The 21937-nt window shown below is 71.8% G+C and carries 25 protein-coding genes and 3 pseudogenes; 13 read left to right on the top strand and 15 right to left on the bottom strand.

All coding sequences use genetic code 11. The features are described from left to right. Positions 1-61 precede the first annotated feature (61 nt). Positions 62-1888: a DEAD/DEAH box helicase gene (locus tag ACSJD1_RS14655; protein WP_438856010.1), complete on the bottom strand. Its 1827-nt coding sequence runs from the start codon at positions 1886-1888 to the stop codon at positions 62-64. 102 nt (positions 1889-1990) lie between these two features. Here ACSJD1_RS14655 and ACSJD1_RS14660 point away from each other — a divergent pair, with 102 nt between their 5' ends. After that, positions 1991-2794: an SGNH/GDSL hydrolase family protein gene (locus ACSJD1_RS14660; RefSeq protein ID WP_438856011.1), complete on the top strand. Its 804-nt coding sequence runs from the start codon at positions 1991-1993 to the stop codon at positions 2792-2794. 18 nt (positions 2795-2812) lie between these two features. On the opposite strand, the gene ACSJD1_RS14665 is transcribed toward ACSJD1_RS14660, so the two are convergent. After that, entirely contained in the window at positions 2813-4123 is a 1311-nt protein-coding gene (locus ACSJD1_RS14665; RefSeq protein ID WP_438856012.1) for a D-alanyl-D-alanine carboxypeptidase family protein, read from the bottom strand. Between the two features lie 23 nt (positions 4124-4146). Continuing rightward, a complete protein-coding gene (locus ACSJD1_RS14670) occupies positions 4147-4944 on the bottom strand; it encodes a TrmH family RNA methyltransferase (protein ID WP_438856013.1) in 798 nt (265 codons plus the stop codon). A gap of 150 nt (positions 4945-5094) precedes the next feature. On the opposite strand from ACSJD1_RS14670, the gene ACSJD1_RS14675 reads away from it, so the two are divergent. After that, complete coding sequence (locus tag ACSJD1_RS14675; RefSeq protein WP_438856048.1) at positions 5095-5874, top strand: Sir2 family NAD-dependent protein deacetylase; 780 nt, start codon at positions 5095-5097, stop codon at positions 5872-5874. Between the two features lie 30 nt (positions 5875-5904). On the opposite strand, the gene ACSJD1_RS14680 is transcribed toward ACSJD1_RS14675, so the two are convergent. Both ACSJD1_RS14680 and ACSJD1_RS14685 read right to left on the bottom strand, forming a co-directional pair. Further along, positions 5905-7005 (bottom strand): glycosyltransferase family 4 protein, encoded by a 1101-nt coding sequence (locus ACSJD1_RS14680; RefSeq protein WP_438856014.1) that lies wholly within the window; start codon positions 7003-7005, stop codon positions 5905-5907. Then, positions 7002-7910 (bottom strand): alpha/beta fold hydrolase, encoded by a 909-nt coding sequence (locus ACSJD1_RS14685; protein WP_438856015.1) that lies wholly within the window; start codon positions 7908-7910, stop codon positions 7002-7004. Before ACSJD1_RS14685 ends, ACSJD1_RS14680 begins: the two co-directional genes overlap by 4 nt. 61 nt (positions 7911-7971) lie before the next feature. Here ACSJD1_RS14685 and ACSJD1_RS14690 point away from each other — a divergent pair, with 61 nt between their 5' ends. Together ACSJD1_RS14690 and ACSJD1_RS14695 are read left to right on the top strand one after the other, a co-directional pair. Then, positions 7972-8673 (top strand): exonuclease domain-containing protein, encoded by a 702-nt coding sequence (locus ACSJD1_RS14690; protein ID WP_438856016.1) that lies wholly within the window; start codon positions 7972-7974, stop codon positions 8671-8673. Positions 8674-8726: 53 nt separating this feature from the next. Further along, the gene (locus ACSJD1_RS14695; RefSeq protein ID WP_438856017.1) at positions 8727-9209 is read left to right on the top strand and encodes a hypothetical protein; all 483 of its coding nucleotides are present in this window, start codon (positions 8727-8729) and stop codon (positions 9207-9209) included. Positions 9210-9277: 68 nt separating this feature from the next. On the opposite strand, the gene ACSJD1_RS14700 is transcribed toward ACSJD1_RS14695, so the two are convergent. The 3 genes from ACSJD1_RS14700 to glgA all read right to left on the bottom strand — a co-directional run bounded on the left by ACSJD1_RS14700 (position 9278) and on the right by glgA (position 11665). Beyond that, positions 9278-9526, bottom strand: a complete 249-nt coding sequence (locus ACSJD1_RS14700) for a type B 50S ribosomal protein L31 (RefSeq protein ID WP_129233276.1) — start codon at positions 9524-9526, stop codon at positions 9278-9280. Positions 9527-9634: 108 nt separating this feature from the next. Further along, a complete protein-coding gene (locus tag ACSJD1_RS14705) occupies positions 9635-10423 on the bottom strand; it encodes an ABC transporter ATP-binding protein (RefSeq protein WP_438856018.1) in 789 nt (262 codons plus the stop codon). A 51-nt stretch (positions 10424-10474) separates the two neighbouring features. Beyond that, positions 10475-11665 carry a glycogen synthase gene (gene glgA / locus ACSJD1_RS14710; RefSeq protein WP_438856019.1) on the bottom strand — a complete coding sequence of 397 codons (1191 nt, stop codon included), beginning with the start codon at positions 11663-11665 and terminating at the stop codon, positions 10475-10477. Positions 11666-11743: 78 nt separating this feature from the next. Here glgA and glgC point away from each other — a divergent pair, with 78 nt between their 5' ends. The 3 genes from glgC (at position 11744) to ACSJD1_RS14725 (ending at position 14686) form a co-directional block, all read left to right on the top strand. Beyond that, entirely contained in the window at positions 11744-12991 is a 1248-nt protein-coding gene (glgC, locus tag ACSJD1_RS14715; RefSeq protein ID WP_438856020.1) for a glucose-1-phosphate adenylyltransferase, read from the top strand. Then, the gene (gene serB / locus ACSJD1_RS14720; protein WP_438856021.1) at positions 12988-13650 is read left to right on the top strand and encodes a phosphoserine phosphatase SerB; all 663 of its coding nucleotides are present in this window, start codon (positions 12988-12990) and stop codon (positions 13648-13650) included. The genes glgC and serB overlap by 4 nt, the downstream gene beginning before the upstream one ends. Positions 13651-13732: 82 nt before the next feature. Continuing rightward, positions 13733-14686: an NHL repeat-containing protein gene (locus ACSJD1_RS14725; RefSeq protein ID WP_438856022.1), complete on the top strand. Its 954-nt coding sequence runs from the start codon at positions 13733-13735 to the stop codon at positions 14684-14686. Between the two features lie 70 nt (positions 14687-14756). Here ACSJD1_RS14725 and ACSJD1_RS14730 read toward each other — a convergent pair whose 3' ends face one another. After that, the gene (locus ACSJD1_RS14730) at positions 14757-15467 is read right to left on the bottom strand and encodes a beta-ketoacyl-ACP reductase (protein WP_438856023.1); all 711 of its coding nucleotides are present in this window, start codon (positions 15465-15467) and stop codon (positions 14757-14759) included. 188 nt (positions 15468-15655) lie between these two features. Between ACSJD1_RS14730 and ACSJD1_RS14735 the strand changes: the two genes are divergently transcribed. Genes ACSJD1_RS14735 through ACSJD1_RS14745 form a run of 3 tightly spaced genes read left to right on the top strand, consistent with a single transcriptional unit; the run spans position 15656 to position 17261 of the window. After that, the gene (locus ACSJD1_RS14735) at positions 15656-16093 is read left to right on the top strand and encodes a DUF3099 domain-containing protein (protein WP_438856024.1); all 438 of its coding nucleotides are present in this window, start codon (positions 15656-15658) and stop codon (positions 16091-16093) included. Next, entirely contained in the window at positions 16090-16359 is a 270-nt protein-coding gene (locus tag ACSJD1_RS14740; RefSeq protein WP_438856025.1) for a hypothetical protein, read from the top strand. Before ACSJD1_RS14735 ends, ACSJD1_RS14740 begins: the two co-directional genes overlap by 4 nt. Next, the gene (locus ACSJD1_RS14745) at positions 16356-17261 is read left to right on the top strand and encodes an SURF1 family cytochrome oxidase biogenesis protein (protein WP_438856026.1); all 906 of its coding nucleotides are present in this window, start codon (positions 16356-16358) and stop codon (positions 17259-17261) included. The genes ACSJD1_RS14740 and ACSJD1_RS14745 overlap by 4 nt, the downstream gene beginning before the upstream one ends. On the opposite strand, the gene ACSJD1_RS14750 is transcribed toward ACSJD1_RS14745, so the two are convergent. Continuing rightward, positions 17258-17626, bottom strand: coding sequence for a DUF2200 domain-containing protein (locus tag ACSJD1_RS14750; protein ID WP_438856027.1), 369 nt, complete (start codon positions 17624-17626; stop codon positions 17258-17260). The two genes, ACSJD1_RS14745 and ACSJD1_RS14750, sit on opposite strands and share 4 nt — an antisense overlap. Before the next feature lie 94 nt (positions 17627-17720). On the opposite strand from ACSJD1_RS14750, the gene ACSJD1_RS14755 reads away from it, so the two are divergent. Further along, on the top strand, positions 17721-18428 hold the full coding sequence (locus ACSJD1_RS14755; RefSeq protein ID WP_438856028.1) for a 4a-hydroxytetrahydrobiopterin dehydratase: 708 nt from the start codon (positions 17721-17723) through the stop codon (positions 18426-18428). Positions 18429-18553: 125 nt separating this feature from the next. Then, the gene (locus tag ACSJD1_RS14760; protein ID WP_438856029.1) at positions 18554-19570 is read left to right on the top strand and encodes a Vgb family protein; all 1017 of its coding nucleotides are present in this window, start codon (positions 18554-18556) and stop codon (positions 19568-19570) included. An 84-nt stretch (positions 19571-19654) separates the two neighbouring features. On the opposite strand, the gene ACSJD1_RS14765 is transcribed toward ACSJD1_RS14760, so the two are convergent. The 4 genes and pseudogenes from ACSJD1_RS14765 to ACSJD1_RS14780 form a co-directional block, all read right to left on the bottom strand. Further along, positions 19655-19924, bottom strand: coding sequence for a hypothetical protein (locus ACSJD1_RS14765; RefSeq protein WP_438856030.1), 270 nt, complete (start codon positions 19922-19924; stop codon positions 19655-19657). A gap of 57 nt (positions 19925-19981) precedes the next feature. Next, positions 19982-20317, bottom strand: a pseudogene (locus ACSJD1_RS14770) (AAA family ATPase); the annotation flags it as partial. Positions 20318-20412: 95 nt separating this feature from the next. Continuing rightward, positions 20413-21087, bottom strand: coding sequence for a hypothetical protein (locus ACSJD1_RS14775; RefSeq protein ID WP_438856031.1), 675 nt, complete (start codon positions 21085-21087; stop codon positions 20413-20415). A 170-nt stretch (positions 21088-21257) separates the two neighbouring features. Beyond that, a pseudogene (locus ACSJD1_RS14780) lies at positions 21258-21423 on the bottom strand (DUF2200 family protein); the annotation flags it as partial. Here ACSJD1_RS14780 and ACSJD1_RS14785 point away from each other — a divergent pair. Then, positions 21383-21585, top strand: a pseudogene (locus ACSJD1_RS14785) (dihydrofolate reductase family protein); the annotation flags it as partial. The pseudogenes ACSJD1_RS14780 and ACSJD1_RS14785 overlap by 41 nt on opposite strands. Before the next feature lie 17 nt (positions 21586-21602). Here ACSJD1_RS14785 and ACSJD1_RS14790 read toward each other — a convergent pair. Beyond that, the coding region (locus ACSJD1_RS14790; RefSeq protein ID WP_438856032.1) for an AAA family ATPase at positions 21603-21937 on the bottom strand (335 nt) is incomplete at its 5' end.

The raw sequence follows: 21937 nt of genomic DNA on the forward strand, positions 1-21937 counted from the left end.
GCCCGTGTCGGCGGCGGCGACCCGGGTCGGGGTCGGCGCTCCGGTGGGCGACGGCCTCCGTTCAGCGTCCGGAGAGCCGCTTCCGGAGCATCTCGATACGCGACTGGAGCTGCGTCACGGTCGCTTGGGCGACCTCGGGTCCGCCGGACGCGCGCCGGAGCTCGGCGTGCACCAGCGAGTGCGCCTGCCCGGTCTGCCGCGCGTACAACCCGACGAGGCTGTTGAGCAGCGACCGCTGCTCCTTCAGCGTGCGGTACAACGCGACCGGCTCCGCCCGCTGCTCGCCGCCGCCGTCGGACTCGCCCGCAGCCAGCGCGTGCTTGCGCCGGTCCGACGCGCGACGGGCCTGGCGCGCCTGGCGGTGGCGCAGCAGTTCGTGGACCTGCTCGGGCTCGAGGATGCCGGGGATGCCGATGAAGTCGAGCTCCTCATCGCTGCCGGGCTCGGCGAACGTGCCGAAGTCGGTCCCGTCGTAGACGACGCGGTCGAACGTCGCGTCGGATGCGAGCGCCTGCCAGGTGAACTCGTCCTGGAGCTCGTCGGACCCCTTCTCCTCGCGGTTGGCCGCCTCGAGCAGTCCGTCGTCGAGACCCGCATCGTCGCCGTCGCCGCTTCGCCGGTCGAGGGCGTGGTCGCGCTGGCGCTCCAGCTCGCCGGCGAGCGCCATGAGCACCGGCACGTTCGGGAGGAACACCGACGCCGTCTCGCCGCGCCGCCGGGCGCGCACGAACCGCCCGATCGCCTGCGCGAAGAACAGCGGCGTCGACGAACTCGTCGCGTACACGCCCACCGCGAGGCGCGGAACGTCGACCCCCTCGGAGACCATGCGCACGGCGACCATCCACCGGCTCGTGCCCTCGGAGAACTCCTCGATCCGAGCGGACGCCTCCTTCTCGTCGGAGAGCACCACGGTGACCTTCTCGCCGCAGACGCCCTCCAGGATCTCGGCGTAGGCGCGCGCGGTCGACTGGTCGGTCGCGATCACGAGGCCGCCGGCGTCGGGGATCGCGTGCCGCACCTCGGTGAGCCGCCGATCGGCGGCCTGCAGGACCGACGGGATCCACTCCCCCGTCGGCTCGAGCGCGGTGCGCCAGGCGGCCGAGTGGATGTCCTTCGTCGCGTCCTCGCCGAGGCGCGCCTCCATCTCGTCGCCGGCCTTCGTGCGCCAGCGCATGCTGCCCGCGTAGACCATGAAGAGCACGGGGCGGACGACGCCGTCCTGGAGGGCGCGGCCGTAGCCGTAGTCGTAGTCGGTCCGGGAGACCCGGACACCCTGCTCGTCGGGCGCGTACTCGACGAACGGGATCGGCGCGGTGTCGCTGCGGAAGGGCGTGCCGGTGAGCGAGAGGCGACGGGTCGCCGGCTCGAACGCCTCGCGGATCGCATCGCCCCACGAGAGCGTGTCGCCGCCGTGGTGCACCTCGTCGAGGATCACGAGCGAGCGCCCCGAGAGGGTCAACTCGCGGTGCAGCGCGGGCCGAACCGCGACCTGCGCGTACGTCACGGCGACGCCGTGGTAGTGCCGGGCTGAGCGCCCGTGGGCGTTGCGGAACCCCGGGTCGAGCCGGATGCCGACGCGGGCCGCGGCATCCGCCCACTGCCGCTTCAGGTGGTCGGTGGGTGCGACCACCGTGATCCGGTCGATCGTGCGACGGGCCCGGAGTTCCGCCGCGAGGCGGAGCGCGAAGGTCGTCTTGCCCGCGCCGGGGGTCGCTGCGGCCAGGAAGTCGCGCGGTTCGGCGGCGAAGTACTGCTCGAGCGCCTCGGCCTGCCAGGCGCGGAGCTTCGACGCGGTGCCCCATGGCGCGCGGGCCGGGAACGAGGGTGAGAGGTGCTCGGCGGCCGAGGTGCCGGGCAGGTGGCTGCCGGTTGGGGTCGCGTTGCTCACTCTGCAGCACTGTAGTCGAGTCGACCGACACGGATGTCGCGCGGCGCACGCACGTGCAGCCACACGCCGCACCGCCGACTCGCGGGCGTGCAGAATGGAGGGATGGTCACCCAGCAGCATCCCTGGTCGAGGTACGTCGCGATCGGCGACTCGTTCACCGAGGGCATCGGCGACCCCGAGCCCGGCGTGCCGGGCGGGCACCGCGGCTGGGCCGACCGCGTCGCCGAGGTGCTCTCGCAGGGCGCCGATGACTTCGCGTACGCGAACCTCGCGATCCGCGGCCGCCTGATCCAGCAGATCATCGACGAGCAGATCGAACCGGCGCTCGAGCTCCGGCCCGACCTCATCACGATCTCGGCGGGCGGCAACGACGTCATCCGCCCTCGGACCGATCCCGACGAGATCTCCGCGCGCTTCGAGTACGCGGTCGAGCGACTCGCGCGGGACCGCGCGACGATCGTGATCTTCACGGGCGTCGACGTCGGCTTCTCCCCCGTGTTCCGCGGCATCCGCGGCAAGGTCGCGATCTACAACGAGAACCTCCGGGCGATCGCGCAGAAGCACGACTGCCTCGTCGCCGACCAGTGGGCCCTCGCCGAGATCCAGGACCAGCGGATGTGGGACCGCGATCGCCTGCACCTGAACGCGCTCGGTCACCACACGGTCGCACGCATGGTGCTGCAGGCGCTCAACGTCGAGAACGACCTGGAGCCCATGAAGCCCGAACCCCTGCCGGAGCGGACCTGGCGTGCGGCCCGCACGGAGGACCTCTCGTGGGCCCGCGAGTACCTCGTGCCGTGGGTGATCCGTCGGATCCGGCACCAGTCGTCGGGCGACCTCGTCACTCCGAAGCGACCGGCGGCAGGGCCCTACGCCTCGCGCCCGGAGGCGCCGGCCGGCGACTGAGCCGGCCGGCGCCGCGTCTCAGCCCGCGTGCGGCGCGTCGGCCGCGACGCCCTCGTCGAGCGCTCCCGGGTTCGACAGGCGCCACCAAGCGCCGGGGTCCCGGAGCGCGCCGTCGACCTCGAGCGGCACCTCGATCACCTTCGAGCCGGCGGTGACGGTCGCGACCCCGACCTCCTGGCCATCGTCGACCAGGCGGAGCGCATCCGCCTGCACTGCGACGTCGACCGGGGTGTCCGACCAGACGACGACCGTCGCGCCCTCGGTGGCGCGCGCCTCGGTGGTGTCGCCCCACGGGGTCGCGTACGCCGCGAGCGGCCGGCCCGCCTCGAGTGCGACGACCTCGTGGAACCCGGGGCCGATCGAGTCGACGAGCCCAGCGACCGCCGCGCGAACGATCGCGTGCGTGTCGCCCCCGAGCACGACGCCGACCAGCGTGACGGATGCCTCGCCCACCGCGACGTCGGCGGAGAACAGCAGGTTCGCCGCGTCATCCGTCGTGCCCGTCTTGATGCCGTCGATCCCGTGCGTGCCGAGCAGGTGGTTGGAGTTCTCGATCGTGCCGAGCTCGGGGATGGCGACGGACTGCGTCGCGACGATCTCGGCGAGGGTCGGGTTCTCGAGGGCGATCTCGCCGAGGCGGACGAGATCGGCCGCGGTGCTGACGTCGTCGAGCGAGAGCCCGCTGGTGTCGACGACGCGCGTCGCGGTGAGGTCGTGGTCGGCGAGCCATGCGGTCGCGCGCTCCACGTAGGCGTCGACCGAACCGAACGCCCAGTTCGCGAGCGAGATGCTGTAGTTGTTGCCCGAGGGCAGCATCATCGCCTCGAGGCTCTCCTTGAGCGAGAGCTCGGAGCCCGCGACCACGGGCGCGACCGACCCGTTCTGGGCGATCATGTCCCAGTAGATGTCGACGTCGGCGTCGGTGTACGCGATCTGCGGGCCGCCCTCACCCGCGGGGATGGGGTGCTCCTCGAGCACGACGAGCGCCGTGATCACCTTGGCGATGCTCGCCATGGGCATCGGCGAGTCCTCGCCGCCCGCGGCCATCAGCCCGTCGAAGCCGACCGCCCCGACCGCCCAGGTGCCGAACCCGGGCTGGTCGACGGCCTGCGCCGCGGCGGCGACGGGCGCGGGGTCGTCGATCGCGGGCTCCGCGACCGGGATCGGAGCGCCGAGCGCCGTCGACGTGTAGATCCCGCCCCCGACGAAGACTGCGAGGAGCGCGGCGAGGATGCCGACGGCGACGATCCGCCGTCGCCGGTACACCGCGGCCGACGGTTTCGTGGGTCGCGTCGGGATGGGCGGAGCCGGGTCGAGCGTGCGAGACATCCGTTGCAGGATACCGAGCGGACCTATGCGATCGCGTACAACGCCACGGCCGCGGCGGCCGCCACGTTCAGCGAATCGACGCCGTGCGCCATCGGGATCGTGACGATCACGTCGGCAGCGGAGAGCGCCTGCCGCGAGAGCCCGTCGCCCTCGGCGCCGAGCACCAGCGCGAGGCGCTCCGGCGGATCGGCCGCGAGTTCGCGGAGCGTGACGGCGTCCTCGGCGAGGGCGAGCGCAGCCACCGTGAACCGATGCGCGGTGAGGAGGTCGCGCGCCTCGGTCCACTCCGGGAGCCGGGTCCACGGCACCTGGAACACCGTGCCCATGCTGACCCGTACGCTCCGACGGTAGAGCGGGTCGGCGCAGCGCGGCGTGACGAGCACGGCATCGGCGCCGAGGGCGGCGACCGAGCGCAGGATCGCGCCCACGTTGGTGTGGTCGACGATGTCCTCGAGGATCACGACCCGTCGGGCGTCGGCGAGGAGCGACGCGGGGTCGGCCGGCTCGGGCCGTTCGAACGCCGCGAGCGCGCCGCGGTGGACGCGGTAGCCCGTGATGGCCTCGAGCCCGGCGGAACCGGCGAGGTGCACCGGGATGTCGAACGGCGCGAGGTGCGGCTCGAGGTCGGCGAGCCACTTCTCCTCCATCAGCACGGACCGCGGCGTGCACCCGGCGGCGATCGCGCGGCGGATGACCTTCGCCGACTCGGCGATGAAGATCCCGCGCTCCGGCTCGGTGATGCTGCGGAGGGCCACGTCCGTCAGGCGGGCGTAGTCGGCGACGGCGTCGGATGACGCGTCGGTCACGTGTTCGATGCGCAATGGGTCCTCCCGGTTGCAGCCGTGATCCGGAAACATTCCGGAAAAGCCGCACGTCTAGAATCGCAGCACCGTCGAAGGGAGACGCGCGTGGTCACTGGGATCGAGGCTCCGGCGCCGTCCGACGTGCTGCTCGACGAGGCGATCCGCCTCATGCGCGGGTCGCGCGTGGCGGTCCTCACGGGAGCAGGCGTGAGCACGGACTCCGGGATCCCCGACTACCGCGGCGAGGGCGCTCCGGTGCGCACGCCGATGACGGTGCAGACCTTCCTCGCTTCCGAGACGGCGCGCAAGCGCTACTGGGCGGGCAGCCACCTCGGCTGGCGGACCTTCGGCACGGCGCAGCCGAACGACGGGCATCGGGCGCTCGCGCGGCTCGAGGAGTCGGGAGCGGTGTCCGGGGTCGTGACGCAGAACGTCGACGGCCTGCACCGCCGCGCGGGCAGCTCGCACGTGGTCGAGCTCCACGGCGCGACCGACCGCGTGGTGTGCCTGACGTGCGGGCAGGTGTTCGCGCGGCAGTCGATCGCCGACCGTCTGACCGCCCTGAACCCGCACATCGACCTCGACATGGCGATCCGGCCCGCGCCCGACGGCGACGTCGAGGTCGACGACGTCGAGTCGATGGTGATCCCCGCGTGCACGGTATGCGGCGGCACGCTGAAGCCCGACGTGGTCTTCTTCGGCGAGTTCGTGCCGACGCCCGTGTACCGGCAGGCCGCCGCGCTCGTGCAGCGCGCCGACGTCCTGCTCGTGGCCGGCTCGTCGCTCGTGGTGAACTCCGGGGTGCGACTGCTCGAGATCGCCCGGCGTCGCCGGGTGCCGATCGTGGTCGTGAACCGCGGCATCACGAAGGGCGACAGCCGCGCGACGGTGAAGCTCGACTCGGGTGCGACCGAGACGCTCACCGCGATGGCGGCCGCGCTCACCTGACGCGCCGGTCCGGCAGCCCGGAGTGGCGCCTCAGCGCCGCCCGCGGGCGTGCGCGGCGCGCCGATTGGTGCCGCCGACCTCGGTGAGCACCTCCAGCAAGCGTTCGGCCGATGCGCTCCACGTGAATCGCTTCGCGGCCTCGACGGAGGCCGCCGACCGGCGCTCCCACTCCCCGGGCGCGTCGAGCGACGTGATCGCGCGGGCCGCGGCATCCGCGTCGTCGACGGTGAAGTACGTCGCCGCCTCGCCGCCGATCTCGCGGAAGATCGGGATGTCGCTGACGACGACGGGCGTGCCGAGCCGCATCGCCTCGACGAGCGGGATGCCGAAGCCCTCGGCCTTCGACGCGGTGACGAGCGCGGTCGCCCCGGCGAGGACGCTCGCGTACTCCTCGTCGGTCGCTCCGTCGTGGAAGACCAGGCGCGCCTCGGGCGCGACGCGCGTGAGGCGCCGCCGCTGCTCGTCGCTCACGCGGCTCATGAGGTGCAGTTCGTGGTCGGGCAGCTGCGCGACGGCTCGCACGAGCGTCTCGACCCCCTTGTACGACATGAACGACCCCATGTACACGAGCCGGCCGCCCTCCGGTCGCGGTCTGGGCAGGTCGGGCGTGCCGATCTCGTCGGCGGCGTTCTGCACGACCGCGAGCGGCCGCTTCGTGAGGCGGTGCCTCCGGATGAGTCCGGCGCTCGTCTCGGACACGGTGACGACCGCATCGGCCCGGTTCAGCAGCATCCGCTGCGGCCACCACATCAGGTGGTAGAGGCGCCACAGCACGCGCACGAAGGCCGGGAGGTCGCGCGGCGGGGTCCGGTTCTCGTAGTAGATGAGGTCGTGCAGCGTGAGCACGAGGCCGTAGTCGCGTCCCCACGAGCCCATGGTCTGCATGGGCGAGAACACGACGTCGGGCCGGAGCTTGCGGACCTGGCGCGCGACCCACGGTTCGCGCACGCTCGTCGGTCCGCTGACGAGCTCCCACGGCAAGGCGGGCAGCTTGTCGAGCTGCCGGTGGTCGCTGATCAGCATGGTGAGCGGATGCCGCTTCGCGAGTTCGGCCACGATGCCCGCGGTGAACCGGCTGATGCCGTCGTGGTGGTCGATCCGCACGTACCGGCAGTCGACGAGCAGCCTCACGCCCGCTCACCCTCGACGAACACGCGGATGTGCCCTGCGGCCTCGCCGGGGGTCTCGTAGTGGACGAGGTGCCCGACGTCGGGGATCACGGCGAGCGTCGCGTCCGCGAACAGCGGATGGAGCCGGTACTGGGCCTCGATGGGCGTGACGTCGTCCTCCTCGGCGACGACCAGCAGCGTCGGGGTCTCGATCGCGGGCGCGTACTCGCGCACGTCGTGCCCGACGGACGCCTCGAACGCCTGCAGCACGGCGTCGCGATCGTCGAACGCGGAGAAGTACCGGTCGTGCTGGTCGTGGATGAACCGGCGGAGCCCGGGATCGCGGGTCTTCGCCATCGTGACGCTCATCACGCGCACGATCGCGCGGTTGCGGAGCAGCGCGAAGCCGGCGCGCTCGGGGAGCGCGGCGGCGGCACGGTAGTAGGCGACGGCGAGCCTGGTCATGATCGCGCGCGGCCCCTCGAGGGCGGGCGCACCGATCGGGTTGACCAGGATGAGCCGGTCGGGCGCGAGGCCGGCCGCCACGGCGGCGCTCGTGACGATCGAGCCGAACGAGTGGCCGAGCAGGGTCCAGGCGCCGGCGTTCGCGACGGCATCCGCCACCCCGGTCTCGGCGACGAAGGCGACGAGCCAGTCGCCGTAGGCGTCGATGTCGTGCGGCCGGTCGGCGAACGTGGAGGACGCGCCGAAGCCGGGCAGGTCGGGGATGATCACGCGATAGCCGGGGAGCTTCGCCACGATCGGCTCGAGGCCGTGGTGGTCGCCGCGGAAGCCGTGCACGGCGACGATGACCGGGGCGTCCTCCGGTCCGTACTCCCACCATGCTGTCTCGCTGCCCGTGACGAGGGCGCGGTGCTCGCGGACGGGGATCCGCTCGAGGTCGACGGCGTACGGTGAGGCGATCATCCCCAGCATCCTACGGCGCGCCGGCTGAGCGCTGTCGGAGGCCGCGGATACCGTGGCGGGCATGGAGCACTCCCCCGTCGCATCCTGGGCCGACACCCTCGCGGTGTTCGACCTCGAGACCACCGGCATCGACATCGACACGTGCCGTATCGTCACCGCCCACGTCGGCGTGATCGGGGCGGATGGCGCGGTGCTCGAGCAACGCGAATGGCTCGTCGATCCCGGCGTCGAGATCCCGACGGCGGCGAGCCTGATCCACGGGGTGACGACCGAACGCGCCCGCCTCGAGGGGCAGGCGGCAGCGACGGCGGTCGCCGAGATCATCGACGCCCTCCGGGATGCCGCGGGCCGCGGCCACCCGATCGTCGCGTACAACGCGGCCTACGACCTCTCGGTGCTGCACCGCGAGGCCGAGCGGTACGGGCACGAGGCGTTCCGCGGACCGGGGTTCGTGATCGACCCGCTCGTCATCGACAAGGCCGTCGATCGCTTCCGGCGCGGCAAGCGCACGCTCACGGCGGCGTGCGAGCACTACGGCGTCGAGCTGACCGCGGCGCACGACGCGGGTGCCGACGCGATCGCCGCCGGCCGGGTGGCGCAGGCGATCGCGCGAGCCTTCCCCGAGCTCGCGGCGACCGCGATCGCCGAACTGCACGCCAGCCAGGTCGACTGGTCGCGCGAGCAGGCCGAGAGCTACCAGGAGTGGCGTCGCATGAACGGCGAACCCGAGTTCACGACCTCGGGGGCCTGGCCGCTCCGCTGAGCTCGGGTCGGAAGTCCGTCGCGCCGCAGCGCACGACATGCGAGTCTTTAGCCATGTCGGAACGGCTCCCGGTACGGTCGGCGACGGACGCGCTCGTCGAGTCGAGCGCCCTCTGGATCCTGGGCGACAGCCCGCCCGGCTTCCTCGTCGACGCCGCCGTCGAGGCGACGGTCGCAGGTCTCGACTCGCCGGCGCTGCACGAACTCGCCGGAATGTCCGACGCCGACTCGCCGTGGGACCTCCGCGAGGCCCTGGGCCGTGCGCTCGCGGAGCTCGGCGCGACGGTCCCCGACCCGCGCGATCCGGCCACGCTGCAGCTCGCGCTCCGCGAGCTCGCCGCGCAGTTCCTGCACGAGCGCATCTCGATCCGCGAACTCGTCGACCGCGCGCGGTCGGTGATCGACGAGGGCACGGGCACCCCCGACGAGGCGGGGGCGTTGCTGGCGGCCGGTGAGGCGCTCGACGCCGGTCGGATCACGGCGCACCAGGCGCAGCTCGACGCACTGGACTGGGCGGCCGGGCTCACGCGTGCGTGACGATGGCATGAGCCGGGCACGACGAAGGGGCGGACGACCGGAGTCGCCCGCCCCTCTCGTGGAGCGTCTTACGCGCCGAAGCCCTTGAAGCGCTTGTTGAACTTCTCGACGCGGCCGGCCGAGTCCATGATGCGCTGCTTGCCCGTGTAGAACGGGTGCGAGGCCGACGAGATCTCGACGTCGATCACCGGGTAGGTCTCGCCGTCGAGCTCGATGGTCTTGTCGCTGGTCACCGTCGAGCGGGTGAGGAACGTCTCGCCCGAGGCGAGGTCGCGGAAGACGACGGCGTTGTACTCGGGGTGGATGTCGGTCTTCATGAGAATCCTTGCTTGATCGGATGTTGGGGTCGCCCCGCCTCGAGGGCAGGGAAGTGTGTCGGCCTTTGGCCAAAACACGATTCTAGCAGAGACGAGCGTCTCGGTGCGTCACCGCGCGGCGCGCGCCGTGTAGCGGCCGTCGCGCTCGGTGAGCTCGATCGGCATGCCGAAGGTGTCGCTGAGCGTCTCGGACGTGAGCGCCTCGGTGATCGGTCCCGCAGCGCGGATCGCCCCGTCGGCGAGGAGCATCGCGTGCGTGAACCCCTCCGGGATCTCCTCCACGTGGTGGGTCACCATGACGATCGCCGGCGACGACTTCGACGACGCGTACCCGCCGAGCAGGGCCACGAGCTCCTCGCGCGCGCCCAGGTCGAGGCTCGCGGCCGGCTCGTCGAGCAGCAGCAGCTCGGGGTCGGTCATGACCGACCGCGCGATCTGCACGCGCTTCTGCTCGCCGTCGGAGAGGCTGCCGAACCGGCGCCCGGCGAAGCCGTCGAGGCCCCACTCCTTCAGCACGCGCTGCGCGCGGCGGTCGTCGATCGACTCGTACTCCTCGTTCCATCGCCCCGTGACCGAGTAGGCGGCGGTGAGCACGGTGTCGAGCACGCTCTCGTTCCGCGGGATGAGCCGGGCCATCGCCGTCGAGGCGAACCCGATCATCGGTCGCAGCTCGAAGACGTCGACCTTGCCGAGCGATTCCTGCAGCACCTCGACGGAGCCCTTCGTGGGGTGCATCGCGGCGGCCGCGATCTGCAGCAGCGTGGTCTTCCCCGCGCCGTTCGGCCCGAGGATCACCCACCGCTCGTCGGATGCCACGTTCCAGTCGATGCCGTCGAGGATCGTGTTGCCATCGCGAACCACCGACACATGCTGGAACTGCAGAACCGTAGACGCCATGGTCTCCAGCCTAGCGGGACCGGGGAGGCCGGCCTGCGCGCGCGTGCGGCGTCACCGACCGGCGAGCAGACGCTCGTACAGCGCGCGCGTGTCGGCCGCGATCGCGTCCCACGCGAAGTGCTCCTCGGCGCGCCGACGGCCCGCGGCACCCATTTCGCGAGCACGCGCGGGGTCGGCGACGACCCGCTCCAGCGCGGCGGCGAGGTCGGCGACGAAGCGGTCCGGGTCCAGCGGCGTTCCCGTGCCGTCGTCGTGCTGCTCGATGGGCACGAGGACGCCCGTGACGCCGTCGTCGACGACCTCGGGGATGCCTCCGGTCGCCGTGCCGACGACCGCCGCACCGCAGGCCATCGCCTCGAGGTTCACGATGCCGAGCGGTTCGTAGACCGACGGGCAGACGAAGCAGGTCGCCGCGGTGAGGAGCGCCGTCAGTTCGACCCGCGGCAGGTGCCGGTCGATCCAGACGACGCCCTGACGGGTCGCTGCGAGCTCGTCGACGAGGCCCGAGACCTCGGCCATGATCTCGGGGGTGTCGGGCGCGCCGGCGCAGAGCACCAGCTGCACGTCCTCGGGCAGCGTTCGCGCCGCGCGGAGCAGGTAGGGCAGCCCCTTCTGCCGAGTGATCCGGCCCACGAAGACGATCGACGGACGATCGGGGTCGACGCCGAGGGATCGCGCCAGGTCGGGGTCGTCGTTCGCGTGCCAATCGGTCAGGTCGATGCCGTTGTAGACGACCGAGACCCTCGCCGGGTCGATGTCGGGATAGGACCGCAGGATGTCGCGGCGCATGCCGTCGCTCACGGCGATGACCGCGTCGGCGTCCTCGAACGACGTGCGCTCGACCCAGCTCGACACGCGGTAGCCGCCGCCGAGCTGCTCGGCCTTCCACGGCCGGAGCGGCTCGAGGCTGTGCGCGGTCACGACGTGCGGGATGCCGTGCAGCGCCTTGGCGGTGAAGCCCGCGAAGTTCGCGTACCACGTATGGGAGTGCACGAGGTCGGCCCCCGCGGCATCCTGCGCCATCAGCAGGTCGACGCCCATGGTCGACAGGGCCGCGTTCGCGCCCGCGAACTCGGACGGGGTCGCGTACGCGGTGGTGCCCGCCTCGTCGCGCGGGGCGCCGAAGCACCGGACCTGGACGTCGATGTCGCGGCGGAGCGCGCGGACGAGTTCGGCGACGTGGACCCCCGCCCCTCCGTAGATCTCGGGCGGGTATTCGCGCGTGAGCAGGTCGACTCGCATGCGGCAACGTTAGCCCCAGTCGGTCACGCGCCGTCAACCATCTGTCGTCGGCGGGGTCCGGCTGACTACGCTGGGCACATGCCTACGCGGAAGATCTTCGGAATCGTGCTCGCGGGCGGCGAGGGCAAGCGCCTCATGCCCCTGACCGAGGACCGCGCCAAGCCGGCGGTGCCGTTCGGCGGGCAGTACCGCCTGATCGACTTCGCCCTGTCGAACCTGATCAACTCCGGCCTGCAGCAGATCGTGGTCCTGACCCAGTACAAGTCGCACAGCCTCGACCGGCACGTGTCGCAGACCTGGCGCCTCGACGGCATGCTCGGCTCGTACGTGGCTCCGGTACCGGCGCAGCAGCGCCTCGGGAAACGCTGGTTCTCGGGCTCGGCCGACGCGATCCTCCAGAGCCTCAACCTGATCTACGACGAGCAGCCCGACATCATCGTCGTCGTCGGTGCCGACCACGTCTACCGCATGGATTTCAGCCAGATGATCCAGGCGCACATCGACTCGGGCGCCGAGGCGACCGTCGCCGCGATCCGCCAGCCGATCTCGCTCGCGAACCAGTTCGGGGTCATCGAGGTCGACGCGACCGCCCCCGACCGCATCCACCGCTTCCTCGAGAAGCCGAGCGACCCCGAGGGCCTGCCCGACTCCCCCGGCGAGGTGCTCGCCTCGATGGGCAACTACGTCTTCAACGCCGACGCGCTGATCGACGCCGTGCTGCGCGACGGCGAGCGCACCGACTCCAGTCACGACATGGGCGGCGACATCATCCCCGCGTTCGTCTCGCAGGGCAAGGCCGGGGTCTACGACCTCAAGGGCAACGACGTGCCCGGCTCGACCGACCGCGACCGCTACTACTGGCGCGACGTGGGAACGATCGACTCGTTCTTCGAGGCCCACCAGGACCTGATCTCGGTGCTGCCGGTGTTCAACCTGTACAACCAGGAGTGGCCGATCTTCAGCCAGCAGGTCAACTCGCCGCCAGCGAAGTTCACCCGCGACGCGCGCGGGTCGCTCGGCACCGTGATCGACTCGATCGTCTCGCTCGGTTCGGTCATCTCAGGCGCACACGTCGAGCGCAGCGTTCTCGGCCCGTGGGCCATCGTCGGCTCGGGCGCGAACGTGTCCGACTCCATCCTGTTCGACCGCGCCCGCATCGAGGCGGGCGCGACGGTGCGTCGCGCCATCCTCGACAAGGAGGTCGTCGTCGAAGCGGGAGCGCACATCGGCGTCGACCGCGCGGAGGACCGCGCCCGCGGCTTCGTCGTGACCGACAGCGGCATCACCGTCGTGGGCAAGGGGTCCCTCGTGCGGAAGCACGCGTGAGTCAAGCCACCGTCGGCCGCTCCGGCGGCCTCCTCGTCGTGCTCGACGCCGACTCGACCCTGATCCGCGAGGAGGCCATCGAGCTGCTCGCCGAGGCGGCGGGCAGCCTCGAGCACGTCGCCGCGGTCACCGAGCGAGCGATGCGCGGAGAACTCGACTTCGCGGCGAGCCTGCGCGAGCGCGTGGCGACGCTCGCCGGGCTCCCGGTCGCCGAGGTCCTCGCCGCACGCGAGCGGCTCACGCCCACGCCCGGCGTGCGGGAGCTGATCGACGGCGTGCACGCCGCCGGCGGCCGGGTCGGGGTCGTCTCAGGAGGCTTCCACGAACTGCTCGACCCGCTCGCCGAGCGACTCGGACTCGACTTCTGTCGGGCGAACCGCCTCGAGGTCGAGGGCGAACGGCTCACCGGCCGCGTGCTGGGCGACATCGTCGACGCGGAGCGCAAGCGGCGTTCGCTCGAGGAGTGGGCGGCCGCATCCGACACGCCGCTCTCGCGGACGATCGCGGTGGGCGACGGCGCGAACGACCTGCGCATGCTCGACCGCGCGGCACTCGGCGTCGCGTTCTGCGCGAAGCCGGTCGTCCGGGCGCAGGCGGATGTCGCGATCGATCGCGTCGACCTGAGCGGCGTGCTGGCGCTCGCCGGCCTCCGCGGCTGAGCGCGGACGCGGCACGGGTGCGGGGCTGGGAGTCGCATCCGAACCCCTCGCGGCAGCGCGCGGTCGGGCCTAGCCTGACCGCATGACCAGCCGCACCGTCGCACGCTCGTCCGCCGTGGGCGCGTTCGCCGCGCTCCTCATCGCCTCGGTCGCATCGCCGGCCGTGGCGGCTCCGCCGTCGTCAGCGGGCGGTGGTGCGGTCGAATCGGTCATCGACCTGCCCGACGGCTTCCAGCCCGAGGGCATCGCGATCGCACCCGGCGGCACCGCATACTTCGGATCGCTCGCCGACGGCGACATCTACGCGGCCGACCTCCGCACCGGCGAGGGTGCGGTGATCAGCGTGGGTCCGGGCACGCCGTCCGTCGGACTCGACGTCGACGCGCACGGTCGCCTGTTCGTATCCGGCGGCCCCGCCGGCGACGCGCGCGTGATCGACCCGGCGACCGGTGACGTGCTCGCCTCGTACCAGCTGACGAACGGGCCGGCGTTCATCAACGACGTCATCGTGACCCGGGATGCCGCGTGGTTCACGAACAGCTTCGCCGGCGAGCTCTACCGGCTGCCGCTCGGACCGGGCGGTGCGCTCCCCGACCCGTCCGAGGTCGAGACCGTTCCACTCGGCGGCGAATGGGTGCAGCAGGGCGGCTTCGACGCGAACGGCATCGTGGAGACGCCCGACCATCGTGCGCTGCTCGTGATGCAGAGCTCGACCGCGACCGTGTACCGGGTCGATCCGGCCACCGGCGATGCCACGGCCGTCGACCTCGGCGGTGCGAGCCTGCCGAACGGCGACGGGATGCTCGTGATCGGCCGCACCCTCTACGTCGTGCAGAACCAGTCGAACCAGGTCGCCGAGGTCCGCCTCGACCCGGCCGGGACCGCCGGTGTCGTCGTCGACACCCTCACGAGCCCGGACTTCGACGTGCCGACGACCGTGGACTCGTTCGGGAACGGCCTCTACCTGCCGAATGCGCGCTTCGGAACGACGCCGACGCCGACCACGACCTACGAGGCGGTGCGGATCGAGCGCTGACGCACGACGCCGGAACATCCGGGCGGCGGGCACCGGGCGGCCGACGAGGTCGGACGGATCCGGTCGCTCGTCAGTGGCCCATGCCGAGGCCGCCGTCGACGGGGATGACGGCGCCCGAGATGTACCCGGCGTCGTCGCCCGCGACCCACGCGACGACCTTGGCGACCTCCGAGGGCGTCGCGAAGCGGCCCGCGGGGATGCTCTTCTTGTACTCGGCCTGCTGCGCCTCCGGCAGAGCGTCGGTCATGTCGGTCTCGATGAAGCCCGGCGCGATCACGTTCGCCGTGATGTTGCGGGAGCCGAGTTCGCGCGTGATCGAGCGGGCCATGCCGACGAGCGCGGCCTTCGAGGACGAGTAGTTGACCTGGCCGGCCCCGCCGTAGAGGCCGACGACGCTCGAGATGAGGACGATGCGGCCGAAGCGGGCCTTCAGCATGCCCTTCGATGCACGCTTGACGACGCGGAAGGCCCCGGTGAGGTTGGTGTCGACCACGCTCGTGAACTCCTCCTCGCTCATGCGCATGAGGAGCGTGTCGCGCGTGATGCCCGCATTCGCGACGAGGACCTCGACCGGGCCCAGCTCGGACTCGATCTCGGTGAACGCCCGGTCGATCGACTCGGTGTCGGTGACGTCGGCGCGCACGGTGAGCGTGCCCGCCGGGCCCTCGCCCGAACGTGCGGTCACGGCCACGCGATGGCCCTGTGCGACGAATTCCTCGGCGATCGCGTAGCCGATCCCCCGGTTGCCTCCGGTCACCAGCACCGTGCGGCTCGTGGTCATGGCTGGACTCCGTCTCTCTCGGGGCTGTGCGGGTCGGCGCGCGGGATTCCGGCATGCGCTGCCCGATGGATCGGGCACGGGGGTGCGCGCGACCCGTCCCAGCATAGAGGTTGCCGAGTTCGCGGCATCCGTCGCCCGCAGCGGACGTAGGCTTGAGGTGAGGAGCGCCGCAGTCCACGGCCACCACCATGAAGCACCCACCCCTGCAGTCGATCACATCGCTGCCTCCGTCGCCCGACGAGGAGCGCCGCGCACGCATGATCAAGTACACGGTCATGATGTCGATCCGTGTCGCCTGCATCGTCGCCCTGCTCTTCGTGCAGGGCTGGTGGCTCCTGGTGTTCGCGCTCGGAGCGGTGTTCCTGCCGTACTTCGCGGTGGTGGTGGCGAACGTGGCGACGACACGGCGGTCCGACGTCGAGAGCCCCGGCGGGTTGGTGCCGCTGCGCCGCGCCGACGGCGGAACGGACTGGACGACGGCGGAACCCGCGGGCGGGACCCGATCGTCGTCGACCACCCGCGCCGACTCGACCGACGGTCCCGGCTCCGCCCCCGCGCCCGACGCTCCGACGGCCGGGCAGGCGGGCGACGATCGCCCGACCGACGATCGGGAGGGCGACGGGTGATCGGCCTCTCCTCCGCCGCCCCGCAGGGCGGCTGCTCCCGCGCGGGTTGCCGCGAGGGCGCGACCTGGCGGATCGACTGGCGGAACCCGAAGATCCACGCGGACGACCGCGTGAAGACCTGGCTGGCGTGCGACGAGCACGTCGAGTACCTCCGCGAATTCCTCGCATCACGTTCGTTCCCGGTTCGCGTGGCGCCCTTCGTGGCGACGGATGCCGCGCCGGCGCCAGTCGGCGGGGACGCCCACCCGGGCGGTGAGCGCGCATGAACCGCTGGCGCTTCCTCGCCTCACCCCGCTGGGCGGGCTACCTCGCGCTCGTCATCGTGTTCGCGATCGCATGCTCGGCGCTCGGCACGTGGCAGCTCAACCGCCGGGCCGAGGCGCTCGCCGAGGTCGCCCGCATCGACGCGAACTACGACGCCGAACCGGTTCCGCTCACCGAGGCGCTCCCGGAACTCGACGACTTCGACATCGACCAGCGCTGGCAGGTGGTCGCCGCGACCGGCGAGTACCTCGCGTCGGAGGAGGTCGTGGTCCGCAACCGACCGTACGGCGGCAGCACCGGCTTCGAGGTGATCACACCGTTCCGGCTGGCTGACGGCACGGTGTTCATGGTCGATCGCGGTTGGATCCCGCAGGACTCCGACGGCCGCCCGTCGGAGGTCGCGGCGCCTCCCGTCGGCGAGGTCGAGGTCACGGCACGCCTCAAGGCGGGCGAAGGGCGGATCGCCGGACGCACGTCGTCCGGCGCGGAACTGGCGACGATCGACCTCGACGAGCTCGCCGATCGGGTCGATGCACCCGCCTACACGGGCGCCTACGGCATCCTCATCCAATCCGGCGCCGCGGCGAGCGAACCGCCGGTCGCGCTCCCCCGGCCGGTGCGCGACGAAGGTCCGCACCTCTCGTACGCGCTCCAGTGGTTCGTGTTCGCGCTGCTCGCGTTCATCGCGCTGGCGTGGTTCGCGAACCAGGAGCGCAAGGCCCTCGAAGCGGATGCCGCGGGGGTCGGCTCCGCCGGGGCGGGCGGGCGCTCGGCCGCGCCATCCGCTCGCGAACCGGACCCGGCGAATCGGGCAGCCCGACCGACCGTGCGGCAGCGGCCGGCACGGGCGGACCGACGTCGGACGGACGCCGATGTCGAGGACGAGATCCTCGACCGCCGCTAGGCCTTCACGGTCTCGGACCCGCGCAGGATCGAGGTCATCTTCTTGCCGCGCGCGACCTCGTCGACGAGCTTGTCCATGTAGCGGATCCTCTGCATGAGCGGGTCCTCGATCTCCTCGACGCGGATGCCGCAGATGACGCCCGTGATGAGCGAGGCGTTCGGGTTGATGCCCGGGGCCTGCGCGAAGAACGCCTCGAGGGTGCGCCCGTCGGCGATCGCCGCGGCGAGACCGGCCTCGTCGTAGCCGGTGAGCCAGGTGATCACCCGGTCGAGTTCGGCCCTGCCGTGGCCCTTCCGCTCGACCTTCTGCACGTACAGCGGGTAGATGCCGGCGAAGCTCATCCCGTAGATCCGGTGACCGGCCACGCGCATCTCCTCTGGTCGAAGCGGATGGTACTCCTGGTTTCCAGCCTACGTGACCCCTCCTCTCGCCGGACGTTCGCGGCTAGGGTCGGCGGGTATGGACATGCTGAGGGGCCGGGAGATCGCCGAGGCCGGCCTGACCGACTGGCGGAAGCTCGCGCAGGCACTGCATGCCCGCTACCTGGTCGACGACTTCGCGGCCGGCGTGCGGTTCGTCGCGGCGATCGGAGAGGCGGGCGACTCCATCGGGCACCACCCAGCCGTGTCGATCGGGTCCGGCCACGTCGACCTCGAATTGGTCAGCGACGACGCGGTCTACCGCGACGACGAGGGCACCGAGCACGTCGTCGAATGGGTGACCCGGCAGGACGTCGACCTCGCACGACGGATCACCGAGATCGCCGCCGACCACCGCCTCGTCGCGGATCCGACCGCGGTCAGCGTCATCGAGCTGGGCCTCGACACGACCCGGTCCGCGACCATCGCCCCGGTGTGGGCCGCGCTGCTGACGGGGGATGCCGAGTCCCAGGGTCGCGGCTCCCCCAGCGACGAGGTCCGAGACGCCACCGGGCGAGTGCCGAACCTGTGGTTCGGCGACGCCGAGGACGGCACGGCGCCGCGGCAGCGGTTCCACGTCGAGGTGTACGTGGCGCCCGAGGTGGCCGGGCAGCGCATCGCCGCAGCGCTCGCCGCAGGCGGGACCGTGATCGACGACCGCGAGGCGCCCTCCCTCACCGTGATCGCCGACCAGGACGGCAACACGGGGGTCGTCTGCGTCGACGCGTCCGCTGCAGCAGGGGGCTGAGCCGCGTCGGCCGGTCGGTCGTCACCGCACGTGCAGTGCGATCAGCGCGGATCCCGCTCGCCCGGATTGCGGAGAGGACCGGATGATCCGAGAATGACTCATCTTCAGGTTCCGATCGGAGGGGCATGCGACGCCCGGCCATCGCGACCGCGGTGGTCGCCTTCCTGCTCGCGACGACCTCGTGCGCGGCCGACCGTGCTGCGCCGACGCCCTCGGCCGCACCGTCCCCGACGGGAGCCGACTCCGCACCGGTCGTCGAGGTCGACGAGCTCGACGCCGAGTCGATCACCGTCCAGCCCTTCGGTGACTTCCTCGTGTCGTCGGGCGACCTCGTGTGGGTCTCCGGTGTCGAGCCCGGGATCGTCGCGTTCGACGACACGATGGCACCGGTCTTCGAAGTCCGGTCGGGCGCGGTCTGGGCGGCCCTCGAGTTCGGCCATGGATTCGTCTGGTCGAGCGAGGCGCCCGACGGGGTGCACGCGACCTCGCTCCTCCGCATCGACCCGGCCACGGGGACCGCGACGCGGTTCGCCCTGCCGTCTCCCGGCGTGCCGGAGGAGTCGTCGATCGCCGTGACCGACGACGCGGTCTGGGCGATCGTTCCAGGCGACGGGTCGGGCGACGCGTGGACCCTGGTCGGGCTCGACCCGATGTCCGGCACCGGCACCCGGCGCATCGGGCTGGGCGACGAACCGGTCGCCGCGGTCCGCGGCGGATTCGGATCGCTCTGGGTCACGCGGCCGTCGGGGATGCTCGCACGCATCGATCCCGAGACGGGCGGCGCGCAGGCCGAGGTCGAGCTCCCGCCCGGCTCGACGTTCCTCGCCATCGGACCCGATGCGGTCTGGATCATGAACCAGGGCGGCGGCGTCTCGAGGGTCGACCCTGCGACGAATCGGGTCGTCGCCACGATCCCGGCGAACCCGAACGGCATCCGGGGCGGCGACATCGCCGCAACGGCCGACGCGGTGTGGGTGCAGGCGAACGGCTTTCTCGGAGTGCAGGTCGACCCGAGGACGAACACGGTCGTCCGACGCATCCGCCCCGGCCTCGGAAGCGGCGGGATCGCGATCGCCGCCGACGGCTCGGTGTGGATCACCGCGCACGACGTGCACACGCTCTATCGGATCGCGTCCGAGTAGCCACGGCTCACGAGACGGCCGGGACGGCCGCGGATGTCGCCGCCTCCCGTCGATGCACCGCGAGCGGAGCGCCGGCCGGTCGCCCTACCAGACGATGCCGCCCGCGACGGAGATGCCGCCCCACGTGAGCGCGATGAAGATCGCGGCGAACACGACGGGCGCGATGCCCTTCCCGCTTCGCGCCAGTCCCTTGAAGAGGGCGATCACGGCCAGGATCGCGGCCACGATCGAAAGCCCGCCGCCGAGGATCAGCCCGATGAACAGGGGAATGGGCATGAGCACGAGGCCGGCCAGGGCGAACCAGAAGGCGGCCCATGCGGCCGGGTTGGAGCGGACTTCGACGGAGGAGGACATCCTCCATTATCGCCCGCCCGCACGCCGCAACCCCACGCGACCCGCGCAACTCGCGCGCTACGCGAGCTCGATGAGCTCCTGGTACTCGCGGCTCCAGTGGTCCTCGACGCCGTCGGGCATGATGAGCACGCGCTCAGGATTCAGCGATTCGACCGCGCCGGGGTCGTGCGAGACGAGCACGACGGCGCCCTCGTAGTGTGCGAGGGCGTCGAGGATCTCCTCGCGGCTGGCGGGGTCGAGGTTGTTGGTGGGCTCGTCGAGGAGCAGCACGTTCGCGCCCGAGACGACGATGGTGGCGAGTGCCAGGCGGGTCTTCTCGCCTCCGGAGAGCACGCCGGCGGGCTTGTGCACGTCGTCGCCGGTGAACAGGAACGAGCCGAGGACCTTGCGCGTGGAGCCCGATGGAGGTCGGTCCGATGCGGACGTCGAGGACGAGATCCTCGACCGCCGCTAGGCGCTCGGCGTCGTGGGTCCGGGCGGCCCGGCCGTCAGGACGTGGACGGCCCGATGTCGAACGAGTCGAGGAGTTCGGCGGCGTGCTGCTCGACGACCTCGGCGTCCTCGGGGAGGTACTCGACGGACACCCAGAGTCGGCCCGCGTCGGTGGGCGCGGTGATGACGTCCATGGGCTTGTCGGGCAGGAGCTTGAAGCAGGTGCCACCGGTGACGCACCAGAGATCGCGTGGCTCCACGCCGTCGACCTGCTGCAGCGTGAACGACTGGGCCGGCACCCCGTCGAGCTCGATCGCCGCGGCATCCGAAACGGTCACGTCACTGCGCTCGGACGCGATGAACGATGCGATGTCGTCGGGAAGGTCGGCTGCCGGCACGTCGGCGAGCGTTCGCACGTCATGGACGGCGACCCCGGCACTCGTGCCCTCGACGACGAACGCCCAGGTTCCGCCTCCCTCTGCGACCGCGGTGGCTCCGGTCGGAACGGTGAAGGAGATCGGGTAGTCCGGTGACTGCGGGAGGCCGAGGACACGATCACCGGGCTGCGGGTTGCCGTTCGACGGTTCATCCGAGGCCGGCGGCGGCGCGGCCTCGCTCGCGCCGGTCTGGGCCGCGCCCGGCGATGCCGTGCAACCGCCCAGCATGAGCACGCCGCCGATCGCAGCGACGAGCAGGTGGAGGTGGAGGTGGCGTCGACCCGTGTTCGTCATGGGGGCAGTATCCGGCGGCCGCCGACGCTGCGCGAGGCCCCCGTCCGGGGGAATTCCTCCGCATGGCCTGGCTGCAGCCGGAGCGGCCGCAGGTCATGACCGCTGCGGTCGAGGCATCCCGTCCTCGACCGTCGGTGGACGCTGCTCGCTAGGCGCGCGCCGCCGCGGTAGCCGCGAAGGATCGAGGTCATCCGCTTGCCGCGCGACCTCGTCGACGAGCTTGTCCATCCAGCGGATCTTCTGCATGAGCGGGTCGTCGATCTCCTCGACGCGGACGCCGCAGATCATGCCCGTGATGAGCCTCGCGTTCGGGTTGAGGGCCGGAGCCGCCGCGAAGGACTCCTCGAGCGAGTGCGCGATCGTCACCCATCCAGTGCTATGGGGGGCGGCGGCGCGCCGTTCTTCGCCGCGCTGGACCGCCGTGTGCGCCTGAACCTGATCGAGACCCGGACCTTCCCCGGCGGCGTGGTGCTGACGAGCTACGAAACGAGGCGCTGAGCACATCCCGCCGTCCGCTACGCGAGCTCGATGAGCTCCTGGTACTCGCGGCTCCAGTGGTCCTCGACGCCGTCGGGCATGATGAGCACGCGCTCAGGATTCAGCGATTCGACCGCGCCGGGGTCGTGCGAGACGAGCACGACGGCGCCCTCGTAGTGTGCGAGGGCGTCGAGGATCTCCTCGCGGCTGGCGGGGTCGAGGTTGTTGGTGGGCTCGTCGAGGAGCAGCACGTTCGCGCCCGAGACGACGATGGTGGCGAGTGCCAGGCGGGTCTTCTCGCCTCCGGAGAGCACGCCGGCGGGCTTGTGCACGTCGTCGCCGGTGAACAGGAACGAGCCGAGGACCTTGCGCG

Origin of the sequence: Agromyces excoecariae, assembly GCF_051715505.1 — a bacterium.
Taxonomy (GTDB): domain Bacteria; phylum Actinomycetota; class Actinomycetes; order Actinomycetales; family Microbacteriaceae; genus Agromyces.